12 protein-coding genes are annotated in these 12089 nt (G+C 26.0%); 8 read left to right on the top strand and 4 right to left on the bottom strand.

Annotation, left to right across the window (positions count from 1 at the left end; translation table 11 throughout):
• The first annotated feature begins 744 nt into the window (after window positions 1–744).
• The 3 genes from Q0W06_RS13430 (at window position 745) to Q0W06_RS13420 (ending at window position 2819) form a co-directional block, all read left to right on the top strand.
• Entirely contained in the window at window positions 745–1200 is a 456-nt protein-coding gene (locus Q0W06_RS13430; RefSeq protein ID WP_297636534.1) for a GNAT family N-acetyltransferase, read from the top strand.
• A gap of 87 nt (window positions 1201–1287) precedes the next feature.
• On the top strand, window positions 1288–1623 hold the full coding sequence (locus Q0W06_RS13425; RefSeq protein ID WP_297636531.1) for a hypothetical protein: 336 nt from the start codon (window positions 1288–1290) through the stop codon (window positions 1621–1623).
• Window positions 1624–1874: 251 nt separating this feature from the next.
• Entirely contained in the window at window positions 1875–2819 is a 945-nt protein-coding gene (locus Q0W06_RS13420) for an Rpn family recombination-promoting nuclease/putative transposase (protein WP_297636529.1), read from the top strand.
• Between the two features lie 111 nt (window positions 2820–2930).
• Here Q0W06_RS13420 and Q0W06_RS13415 read toward each other — a convergent pair whose 3' ends face one another.
• Window positions 2931–3467 (bottom strand): hypothetical protein, encoded by a 537-nt coding sequence (locus Q0W06_RS13415; RefSeq protein ID WP_297636526.1) that lies wholly within the window; start codon window positions 3465–3467, stop codon window positions 2931–2933.
• 602 nt (window positions 3468–4069) lie between these two features.
• On the opposite strand from Q0W06_RS13415, the gene Q0W06_RS13410 reads away from it, so the two are divergent.
• Entirely contained in the window at window positions 4070–4795 is a 726-nt protein-coding gene (locus Q0W06_RS13410; protein ID WP_297636524.1) for a LytTR family DNA-binding domain-containing protein, read from the top strand.
• Between the two features lie 425 nt (window positions 4796–5220).
• On the opposite strand, the gene Q0W06_RS13405 is transcribed toward Q0W06_RS13410, so the two are convergent.
• Window positions 5221–6030: a hypothetical protein gene (locus tag Q0W06_RS13405; protein WP_297636522.1), complete on the bottom strand. Its 810-nt coding sequence runs from the start codon at window positions 6028–6030 to the stop codon at window positions 5221–5223.
• Between the two features lie 21 nt (window positions 6031–6051).
• Window positions 6052–6825, bottom strand: a complete 774-nt coding sequence (locus Q0W06_RS13400) for a hypothetical protein (RefSeq protein WP_297636520.1) — start codon at window positions 6823–6825, stop codon at window positions 6052–6054.
• A 141-nt stretch (window positions 6826–6966) separates the two neighbouring features.
• Between Q0W06_RS13400 and Q0W06_RS13395 the strand changes: the two genes are divergently transcribed.
• Window positions 6967–8298 carry an MBL fold metallo-hydrolase gene (locus tag Q0W06_RS13395; RefSeq protein WP_297636517.1) on the top strand — a complete coding sequence of 444 codons (1332 nt, stop codon included), beginning with the start codon at window positions 6967–6969 and terminating at the stop codon, window positions 8296–8298.
• Between the two features lie 62 nt (window positions 8299–8360).
• Here the strand turns inward: Q0W06_RS13395 and Q0W06_RS13390 are convergent, their stop codons facing one another.
• A complete protein-coding gene (locus Q0W06_RS13390) occupies window positions 8361–8975 on the bottom strand; it encodes a hypothetical protein (RefSeq protein WP_297636515.1) in 615 nt (204 codons plus the stop codon).
• Between the two features lie 377 nt (window positions 8976–9352).
• Between Q0W06_RS13390 and Q0W06_RS13385 the strand changes: the two genes are divergently transcribed.
• The 3 genes from Q0W06_RS13385 to Q0W06_RS13375 all read left to right on the top strand — a co-directional run bounded on the left by Q0W06_RS13385 (window position 9353) and on the right by Q0W06_RS13375 (window position 12003).
• Window positions 9353–9751: a hypothetical protein gene (locus Q0W06_RS13385; RefSeq protein WP_297636513.1), complete on the top strand. Its 399-nt coding sequence runs from the start codon at window positions 9353–9355 to the stop codon at window positions 9749–9751.
• A gap of 2 nt (window positions 9752–9753) precedes the next feature.
• Entirely contained in the window at window positions 9754–11031 is a 1278-nt protein-coding gene (locus Q0W06_RS13380; protein WP_297636512.1) for a replicative DNA helicase, read from the top strand.
• Between the two features lie 147 nt (window positions 11032–11178).
• Window positions 11179–12003 carry a nitroreductase family protein gene (locus Q0W06_RS13375; protein WP_297636510.1) on the top strand — a complete coding sequence of 275 codons (825 nt, stop codon included), beginning with the start codon at window positions 11179–11181 and terminating at the stop codon, window positions 12001–12003.
• The last annotated feature ends 86 nt before the right edge of the window (window positions 12004–12089 follow it).

Raw genomic sequence — 12089 nt, 5'->3', positions numbered from 1 at the left:
TTAATTGATTATATAAAACCATGGCAGAAATTTAATTTTAGAGAAGTAAAATTATAAAAGTAAAAGAGATGCTCTAGAAAAAAATTCTAGAGCGTCTCTTTATTTTTTTTAGAAGTTTTAGCATTAAAATTAAGTGTAATATAACTAAGTCCAGCTAATAGTAATATATAGCCTGGAACTATAATATAAGAAAGATTTTCTATCCCATAACCTATTAAGGTATTTATAATTCCTTGAAAGGGTAGAGTTGTATAAAGAGAGATAAGTGTCATTATTGGAAATAAACCTGGATCTGGGGTACTCCCTATTGAGACAAAAAAATCTAGGTTTAATAATGAAAATAAAAGTAAAAACATAATTATGCCTAAAAAGATAGATATTGATTTAAATGTTACTTTAAATAATCTTATTAGAATTAAAAATGAAATTGTGAAAAATAAACTAACCCACACGTAGTTTTGTAATTCACTTTTGATATACTCATACGTTACTATAGAGCTAGATATAATCATACTAATAATAGTAGTTATGAAATATATGATTAATATTTTATAAGAGTTTTTTATATTAAGTAACTTCTTTATATGTACCACACTCCTGAAATTTATTAAATAGATTATATATATTATACATAATATGGATATTGAAGGCTAGTCTTCAGATTAAAAGAAAGAATATAGCATTAAAAAATCTTTCAAAAATGATATCATATAATAAGCAAGATAAATGTTTGGAGGAAATTTTATGAATTGGAAAACTAAAAGATTTGATGAACTCTCTGTAGAGGAATTATATAAAATTTTAGGATTAAGAAATGAAATATTTATTATTGAGCAAGAGTGTATATACTTAGATTGTGATAATAAAGATTTTAAATCATATCATTTATTTCTTGAAGAAAAGGATGAAGTGATTGCATACTTGAGAATTTTAGAAAAAGGAGTTTCTTTTGATGAAATGTCTATAGGAAGAGTATCAGTTAAAAAGAGTTATCGTGGAAAAGGAATATCAAGAGAGTTGATGCTAAAGGGAATCCATTTTATAGAAAATAATTTAAATGAGGATACTATAAAAATTCAAGCACAAGCATATTTATTAAAGTTTTATAGTAGTCTTGGTTTTAAGCAGGTTTCTGAGGAGTATTTAGAAGATGGAATTCCACATATAGATATGATATATAAGAAAATTAATAGTAAATAAGAATACTTAGAAGTATATAGGAATTAAATGGAAAAATGTGTATAATTAAATATGGGGATTAAGTAGTTATAAAGGGGAGAGAGTATTATGGAGTATTTGGGAGTCGTTGCATTTGTATGTGTAATGTGTTATTCCTCTTATCCGGAAAAAGTTAAAAAATTGGAGTCAAAAATTAAAAAGTTTGAAAGAGAATTAAAGGGGGATAAATCTATGTCTAAAATATTATCAGAGCTTGTAAATAAGAGATGTATATTAGTAAGTGATGATGGATTACAAATGGTTTCTAAAAGAGATATTGAGTGTACAATATTAGATATTGATGATGAATGGATTAAGTTTATCTTTACTGATAAAAAGGGAATTAATAAGACTCAATTAATTAGAATTGATTCAATTGAAAGAGTAAGCTTAATACAAGATTAAAAATGGGAATAAAGAAAATAAATAGTTTTTACTTTACAGGAGTTTGAAGTAAATAAAAAAAGAATATATAAATAAAGAGAGACATACTAAAAATTTTAGTATGTCTCTTTTGTAAAATAGATTATATAAGAGATAAACTTGATAAAAGTTATAAAATAGAATATATGTTCGTATAAAATATTCCTTAATTGCCAATAATATAGATATGAATTTGCAAATTCTTTCAATAATATTTGAAAGGAAGTTTTTTTATGAATGAAGAAAATGAAAGTGTCAGGTTAGATGAAATTTTAAAGTTCTCAACTACAGTATCTAAGGGAGTTCTATTAAAGTTTTTAAATAGTATTTTTAATGAAAAATTTGAATTAAATCAAGTTCAAATAACTGTCAGTAATAATGAATTTATAACAGAAGATTTAGAAAAGTTAAGAGCAGATGTATTTTTTAGAATACAAGACATTAAAAATTTTGAAAAAACTAATTTCCACATTGAATTTCAAACTTTAAATGACAAAACAATGGTTTTTAGAATGCTTGAATATGGCTTTAAGAAGAGTTTAGAAGAGAGAAGATTAGATACAATAATTTTTCCGAAGCAACATGTTATTTTTATTGAGAAAAATAATAAGATTCCAGAGAAATTAGAATTAAAAATCAGATTTCCAAAGGAGCAAATAGTTAAATATGAAGTACCAATAATGAAATATTGGGAATATGATGATAAAGCAATAATAGAAAATAAGATGTATCCATTATTGCCACTTCAGTTATTTCTTTTGAGAAAAGAGTTAGCTAGAAATTTTAAAAATGGAAATCTTAAAAATAAGGAAGTATTTATAGAGAAGATAAAAGAAAAAACTGAAAAGTTAGCAAGGAAGGCTACAGAACTCTTTCAAAAGGGAGAGATATTAGGAGAAGATTATGATAAAATATTAGTAATGATAGATTACTTAATCAGTTATCTAAATAAAAAATACATATATGACGAGAAGATAGAGGAGGAGATAAAAGTGTTAAACAGAACATATTTAGATACAGAGGCAGTGGAGATTGGTATTCAAAAGGGAATAGAAAAAGGAGCGAGAAAAAAACAAATAGAGATAGCAAAGAATCTTATAGTATTAGGTCTAGATAAGGAATCTATAGCAAAAGCTACGGGATTAAAACTAGAGGAAGTAAATAAATTAAAAAACTAAAAAAGATAAAAGAAGCTAGAGTATTTTTAAAAATAAGCAAATATAAAATAAGAACAATAGAGACATCCTAAAATTTCTAGGATGTCTCTATTTGTTTTTAACTAAGATAATTTATGATGATATTTTACTATTTAAAAAAGTAAGAATATCAGTATAATCGCTGCTAGTTTCTACAAGTTTAATTGGAAGACAAAAATTTTTGAAAATTAAAATTGTAATATCATCATGAAATAAAATAGTAGATAAATTTGCAAATTTTAGATTAACCTTAAAGGGTTTCCCAGTAAGAAGTATTTGACGAGAAATTGTAGTATCAGTTATTGAAATCTTTAAAGGCTTTGTTCCAATATATCGTAAAAAAGAAGATTTAAAGCCCTTAGGAGTAATACTTATTTGTGTAAATACAATAAAAGACATAATAGTTAATATAAAAATTATAGCATTTGAGATAGTAAGATTCTTTGTGAATAAATCAGACAAAGTAATGCCTATCCCTAAAATAAATGCAAATAAAAAAGTATATTTTAAAAGCCGAACACCTTTAGTAGCTTTAGTATTTTCAGTGTAATAATCAGAAACATGGTTAAATAGATTTTCTAAATCTTCTTTAGTAAAATTGAAAGTAAATTCGAAAAGCTTATTGTTCATAGATTTTCACATCCTCTCATAGTATAAAATTTTGATTTGGAAAATTAGTTACATAATGAAAAGTAGTTTTAGATATAAAAATATATACTTATATTATATAAAAAAAGATTAATTTGTATCCTTAAACAATTGTTTTAAATTAATAATTTTGATTAACGGATATAAATTATTAATAAGATATATATAGTATATCATAAAAGAGAGAAAATTTAAAATTGAAGGATTAATATATGAGGAAGAAATATCACCAAATAAAGAATATGCAAAATCTAAAAAGGAGATAGGTTTATATAGAATAAGGGTGTATCAGAAAAAAGATAATACGATTATTATAAGAAAGAGTAAATTATGCAGAAAATTTAATTGAGTCACTAATAAAATAAGAGTAACAGAGGCATACTAAAAACACTAGGATGTCTCTTTCTTTTTAGTATAAATATGGATAAAAAAAGTGAAAATTTATCCAATAAAAAGTATAGTAAAATAACAAATTTAAATATTTATTAACTTATAGTTATTATTGTTGAAATAACAAGGATAGCTAACTTAATATTAGATTATATATTAATGTAATAGGAAAAATCTATAAGAAAGGAACGAATATGATAAGAATAGCAATATGTGATACGGATAAAGAGTTTGTAGAGAAGTTGATTGTATTACTACGAGAAGAAGCTCTTAAAAAAAATATAGAAACAAAATTTAGCAAATTTAGTAGTTCAAACGAATTAATGGAAGCATTAAAAAACGGAGCAAAAGTAGATGTAGTTTTTTTAGAAACACATATTGGGGATGAGTGTGGTGTAATACTTGGAAAAGATATTAAAAGTTTTGATAAGAAAATAGAACTTGTATATCTTTCTTATACCAAAAAATATGTACTGGATTGTTTTGATATGGGAGCTTTTAATTATATATTAAAGCCTATAAATGATGATGAACGACTTCTGACTCAATTTGAGAGATTGCTAATAAAGAAGTATCAAGATAGAGGAGATTATTTAGCAATCAAGGAACAAGGTACATTACTAAAATTAAGGGTAGATAAAATATCTTATATGGAAACAGTAGGAAAACTTGTTAGAGTTCACTATGAAGATAAGTTTGTAGATGTTCATGAAAGAATGGGAGATTTAGAAAAAAAGTTAGAAAATCTATTCTTTATAAGATGTCATACATCCTACTTAATAAATGCTAAATATATTTTACGTGTAAATAAGGTTGATCTTAAATTAATAGATGATACGAGTATACCTGTTAGTAGATTAAGAATGAAAAAAGTAAAAGAAACTTTAGATGAGTTTTTTGAGAACAGAGATTTAATTTAAAAGGAGGAGTTTTATTTTTTTGAAGAGTATTCGAAAGATAAAACTTCTTTTATTTTTGTATAAATTTGAGAAATGATTACTTTAAATTATTTTTTATAATATTACATAATAGGAACGAAATAAGACATAGTAGGAAGGGAATGTGCATTTTAGAGCTAATAAATAGCATGTTAAGTTTAAAAGCTTGAATAAACACGGAATTATGTTAGACTAAGGTTAGTGATTTTTTTATCAAATATTTTTTTTGATGAAAAAGCCTTATTATTTGAATTGGTCCTCAAATAATAGGGCTTTTTTTAATTGAATAAGCAATAGTTGAAGATAATAATTATTAATTTTACAAAATTGAATTTTGCTAAATTATTCTATGAAAATATTTTCATTTTTAAGAAACATACTATTTAATTAGCAATAAAAACAATATTCTAGATTTCTTGTAGTGATTTTTCAATAACTAAAGAAATTGAAGTAAATATATATAATCCTTTCCAGATAAACAAAGGTTGTATAAATGGAAGAAAGATTAATATATGAATAAATGAAAACTCTATTTTTAGTAGTTTAAACATATTTTTAAAGCTTAATTTAAATCCACTCTTAAAAGCATTTAAAAGTGAAATGTCTTTTGACGCAGAAATATATGCAGGAAAAACAAATATATTAAAAATAACTAAGAATAAGATAACTGCTAAAAAGTAAAGTATGATATTTTTAATTAATTCTTTTATAGATAAAAGAATTAAAGAATTAACAGCAAGGGAAAGTAATCCATCAGCACCTTGTAAAGAATTAAGGTTATTATTTGTCCCATTAGATTTCATAAGGTACATTAGTAAATGACTTACAGGCTCATATAAAAAGTATGCAATTAAAGAAAATATAATTGCTATAAGGAAAAAAATAAAAATTACGTTAGGATTAAAAATATATTTAATCGTTACTTTTTTCTTTTTTATAACTTGAATACTTTTCATAAAAGCATATCCTAAAAGTAAAGTAGTAAAAATTAAAGTTACTATATTACCAATATCAGAAATTAAGCTAGTTCTGAAGAAAATAATTCCTATAAAAGAAAATATTATAGAAACTATTACTGGAATTAAAAAACATAAAAAGCCTATAGGCTCTGCTGAAACATCTTTATTATAAACTAGCTTTCTTGTAAAAGCCTTTATATCTTTAGATTTATATGAAGTTAAATCTAGATCTAGATTTTCTTCTTTATTTATAATCATAAAAAATTTCCTCCTAAGTTTTTAAAGAATATTATTATCTTTTAATATTTTTTCCATTAGAATTGACCTTGAAGTATATATATATAATATTTTCCAAATAAGCAAAATATCAAGAGTGATAATTGATAATAAAGTCAATCCAATAAAGGAAAGGTCTATACCTATTAATCTAAAAATATTTTTAAATCCTAAAGTAAAACCAATACGAAGACTGTCATTTACTGAACGGTCTCTTGAAGCATATGTGTAAAACACTAAAGGTAATATTTTAGAGATTATATAGTATCCTATTATTAAAATAAATATAAGTAAAAAACCTATAAAAGAAGATAAGAATAGAAACTTTGTAGTTTCAAAGTTCAAAAGAGAACTTAGGGAAAAATTCAGTTCTTGAGCACCTAGTAAAAGATGTATTACTAAATAACATGCTGATAAAAATACTGTAATAAGAACTATTTGTGATATAGAAAAGAAGACTGATACTTTAAATGAAATTGTTAGTGAAGGGGATGCCTTTCTTCTTCTTATAATATCGATAGTTTTCATAAATAAATAACTGTAAGGAATACCTAAACAGAAGATACCTAAAATAGATCCCATAGTAAAGCCGAATAAATCATTAGCTGTAGAAAATATTATTAGAGTAGCAATTGTTAAAAGAATGGATATAAGTCCAATTTTTGCATTGGATACATCACGAGATTTGATTAGATTTCTTGATACATATTTTAAATCACAAGCAGCGTATGACGTGTCATCTAAATTATATTCAAAAAATTCTTCTTTTGTTGACATAAATAAAATTCCTCCTAAATTTGAGTTACTCTTTATAGTATAACATTAGAATAATTAAGGGAAAAAAGTCTAATATATAAAATATTCGTAAACGAGAGTTCATTATTGTATAATTGTTATGTAAACTAAGGGGGAAATATGATGGTGAAACGAAAGAATAATTTTTTAAGAAAAGTGATATTATTTGGAGGTTCTATAGCTTTATTGGGGGCAACTAGCTTAGGACTTGTAAGTTGTGACAAAGGAAGTGCAGAAGCTGCAAATAAGACAGTAAAAGAGTCTTCAGTTTTAGGACAAGGGGATAATACTGATAAGAAGACAGAGAAAACTGACAAAAAAGCAGAAGAAAGCAAGGATAATAAAGTTGTAGAAACTAGTGATGCAACTATACACTTTATCAATACAGGAAATTCAGATTCAATTTTAATAGTCCAAGGAGATAAATCAGCTTTAATAGATGGTGGAGACAATGATGATGAAGGAAAAGTTACTAAGTATATTAAAAAGCAAGGAATAAAAGAATTAACTTATGTAATTAATACACATCCAGATGCAGACCATTGTGGTGGATTAGATGCAGTTTTTAAGGATGTAAAGGTTCAGAAACTACTAGTAGGAAACGGCTCAGCAGATACTAAAACATATAGAGATTTTATAAATGCAGCTGCTAATAAGGGTGTGAATCCATCAGTTCCTTTAGAAGGTTCAGAACATAAATTATCAGAAACTAGCTATTTAAAGTTTTTTAATACTAATGGTGGAAAAGATAAAAATGAATCTTCTCTAGTAACTTTATTTGTAAATGGAAATGATAAATTCTTATTTATGGGAGATGCAGGAGAAGAAACAGAAAATGAAATAATAAATGATTTACCAGATGTTGATTTAATAAAGATAGGACATCATGGTTCAAAATATAGTACAAGTGAAGCTTTATTAAATAAAGTAGCACCTGAATATGCAGTTATTTTAACTGGCGATAATAATTATGGACATCCAACAAAAGAAGTATTAGATAAAATTAAGGCAAAGGGAGCAGAACTTCATAGAACAGATGAATGTGGAGATATAATAATAAAGTCAACAGGAAAAGGAATCGAAACTACATGTAAAGAAGGAAGTTTTACACCTGGAGATTCAAAGAATAGTACAAGCTCCTCAGGAAATAATAAGAATTTTAATGAAGCAAAGAATAATACAACTACAAAAACAGAGAGTTATACGGATGGAAATAAAACTACTACTAATAATAATGGAGCAGGGAATACAGGAAGTAATAATGGAACAGGGAACACAGGAAATAACAATGTAGAAAATAAAGCTGTAGAAAATACGAAGACTGTATATTGGGTTCCAAAAGGAAAGTCATATCATTATAGTAAATCTTGTAGTACATTATCAAGAAGTAAAGAAATCTTAAGTGGAAGTTTAAGTGAATGTCCAAAGGATGATCCTTGTGATAGATGTACGTAAAATAAATTGAAATTTAAAGGAGAGCAATCTAAAAGATAGCTCTCCGATTTTTTTATAGAATTTTATTTCATACGAGCTTTTTCTAAAGCTTTATCAAATTTCTTTTTAAGTATACCTGCAAGAGGATAGATGATTAATCCTATAACTAAAAGGATGATAAAAGGTTCCATATGATGATCTAAAAGGAATATAAATCCTATATATATGAAAAGACGGTAAGCAAATTTACTTAAAGAATAGTTTTTACTAAGTGTTACTAACTCTCTTCTCATATCCATATTAATTTCAGATGTGTCATCTCTCCAATAGGTTTTCTTAGCTTGCCTATCTAATATTAAAGCATTATTTTCATCTAACTCTAATGTAATCTTAAACTTAGAATGTAATTTAGCTCCTTTACACCATTTAGATGGACCATCTAGAGATATAGTAGGAGGCACATCTTTATTTATGTAATAGCTCATTGTATATATTTCAGATCTAACATTAAACTTTATTTTAATAAAGTTATTAGATGCTTTTGAAATTTTTGTAGTATCATTTTTTAAAACACTATAGATTATCTTAGGTCCTTTATGCTTAAAACCCATAAGAGTAAAAAGTCGTGAAAAGGAAATTTTATTTTTTTCAACAATCTCAAGTAAGTGGTTTAAAAGCTTATTTTCTGATTTATCCATATAATAATTCTCCAATTAATAAAATTAAAAGTATATTTTTTTATTATAGCATAATAGTTAAGGAAGCTTAAATTTATAGAAAGAAAACCATGCTAATTAAAATTTTATAGGGAAATGATTTTAGCTAATATGCAACTTTTTTTATTGTGGGGCAAAATAAGAAAAAATTTTTTTTAGAATTTTTTTAGAAATTTGCCCCACAATTTTTTTTTCTGCATATATACAAGGTGAGGGGTATTTTTTAGAAGGTAGGTAGAGAACTTCAAGGAGAATTAGCAGGTGTTTTTGGGAGTAATAGCTATGACCTTTTAGGAGTGCCCAAATAAAGATAAATAAAGATAAAAAAAGATTAATATATAGCAGGGGAGTGGATGAGGATGAGAAAATGGATATTAGGCTTTAGCGTAGAGAAGGTCTGTGAAGAAGGGTTAGACTTGAAGGATATACATATTTTGAGATATGTAATTGACTTTATGGATTCAGGAAAGACTATGAAGAGAAACTTTGGTAGAGAGGCATATCACTGGATTACAAATAAAAATATTTTAGAGAATAATCCACTTTTAGAGATTAATTTAACTAAGTCATTAAGAAAAAGGATGAAGGTCTTAGTTGAGAAAGAGCTTTTAGATTATAAGCTATACAAAAATGGAGTGAGCCAAACATTTTATAAAAAGGGAAGAAGGCTAGAGCTTATTTTAGATCAAAAGCAAAGAAGGAAAAAGATTGAGGAAAATTTATATAGAGAAATTGGTAATGAGGATTGGGAGGATTAGGAATGTTTAATCTAGAGGTGGAGCAAGAGATTTTAGGAATAATTTTAAATGACAATAAATATTTAGAACAGGTTATAAATACTATTGATGAAGAAAACTTTTATGATAAGAAACATAAATTTATATTCACATATATGAAAGAGGTTTATGCTAAGGGTGAAAGGGTAAATGTAGTTACTTTAAGTAATCATATTGGAGTAGAAAAAATTATGGAAGTTGGTGGTGTAAGCTATCTTTCAAGTCTTAGAGAAGGGGGAGGAAGTTTTAATATTGAAGATTATTTAAAAATAATAAAATCTCTAAGTGTAAAAAGAAAGATGGTATCTACATTAAGAAAAAGTGTAGAGGAGTTATTAACAGGAAGAAAAAGTGAAAAGGAGATACGAGAAGAGATATTTAAGGGATTAGAAAGCAGCTGTAATATAAAGAGTGATTTATTAAAAGAGGAGGAGTTAATGAAAGGGGTTTTAAAAGAAATTAAGAAGAGGTATTTAAATGGTGGAGATATCTTAGGAATGAAAACAGGGTATGATCTTCTAGATAGAGCTTTAAATGGATTAAAAAAAGGAGAACTTGTAGTTTTAGCAGGAAGACCAGGAATGGGGAAAACAGCTGTTGCTATTAATATAGCAGATGGACTAGCTGAAAATGGACATAAAGTTATGTTACATGAATTAGAAATGACAGAAGATGCAGTAGGAATTAGGCTTATATCTAAAAATACTATGATAAAACACCGCCTTATTCAAAATGGAAAGTTAAAAGGAAATGATTTTGAGAATATTATAAGTGAGGCAGGTAGAATGGCTAAGAGAGGCAATCTTTATTTAGATTGTAATCCAAAGCAATCTATTTTAAGTATAAGAGCAAGGATTATGACATTAAAACAAACTAAGGGTGTTGATGTAGTAATTATAGATTATTTAGGACTTATGGATATGGATGTAAAAGATACAAAAGCAAATGCTATAGGAGAGTTAACTAGAGGCTTAAAACTTTTAGCAAAAGAGTTAGATATAAATATAATAATTTTATGTCAGCTTTCAAGAGGCGTAGAACAAAGAAATGATAGAAGACCTTTACTTTCAGATTTAAGAGATAGTGGAAGTATAGAACAAGATGCAGATGCAGTAATTTTTACTTATAGAGATTCTTATTATAAGGGAAAAGATAAAGATGAAGTAAGTGAAGAGTTAGAACTTATAATAGCTAAAAATAGAAGTGGAAGAGCTGGAATAGTAAGATGCAAGTTTTATCCTGAGTATCAAAAGATAGCTTAATAAATGGAATAAGAGATTTTTATAAATTATCTAAGATATGTATATACTATAAATGAAAAAAGAATTTTATTTAACAATGCTTGACTTAAAGTAAACTTTAAGTGATAGAATAGAGATATCAAATAAGATAAACGAAGGAGAAAAGCAATGATAGTAAATACTGAAAAATGTATAGGATGTACATTATGTAAGCAAGATTGTATAGTTAGTGATATCGAAATGAGAGATGGGAAATCATTTATAAAAAATGAAACTTGTATAAAATGTGGACACTGTATAGCAATATGTCCAGTTAAAGCAATTTCTTGTGATGATGAAAAAGAATATTCTATGGATGAAGTAAAAGAATATGATGAAAAGACTTTCTCTGTAGAAGAGGAAAATCTAATGAACTTTATGAAGTTTAGAAGAAGTGTTAGATTATTTAAAAATACAGAAGTAGAAGAAGAAAAGATAGAAAAAATCTTAGAAGCAGGAAAGTACTGTCAAACAGGAAGTAATGCTCAAGATGTTTCATATATCGTAGTAAAAGATAAGATTCAAGAATTAAGAAAAATGGTTTTAGAAACATTAAATGCAGAAGGAATTAGAATGCTTTCTGACGAAAATACTCCAAAAGGATATATAGTATATGCACATATGTGGAAAAAGATGTATAATGACTTTTTACAAGATCCAAATGGAGAAGATAGATTATTCTTTAAAGCACCTTTATTAATAGGAATAAAGGCAGAAAGAGTTGTAGATGGAGCTTTAGCAGGAGCTAAAATGGAACTTATAACTGATACATTAGGACTTGGAACATACTTTAGTGGGTTCTTAGAAAGAGCAATTTACTTAAATCCTAAAATAAAAGAGTTCTTAAATATAAATGCAGGTGAAGAATTAGCATGTTGTATGGTAATTGGATATCCAAAAGTAAAATATAAAAGAACTGTACCAAGAAAAGCTATTAATGTAACAAGATTATAATAAAGAGATTTTAAAAGTGGAGCCTTTAGGTTTCACTTTTTTTCTGCTTAATTTATAATTGATTTTAAATAAATGGAGAAATGTGT

Source organism: uncultured Clostridium sp., from assembly GCF_947072515.1.
In the GTDB taxonomy this organism is placed as follows: domain Bacteria; phylum Bacillota; class Clostridia; order Clostridiales; family Clostridiaceae; genus Clostridium.
Note: the sequence above shows the minus strand (reverse complement) of the source record. Positions and strands in the feature narration are given on the sequence as shown.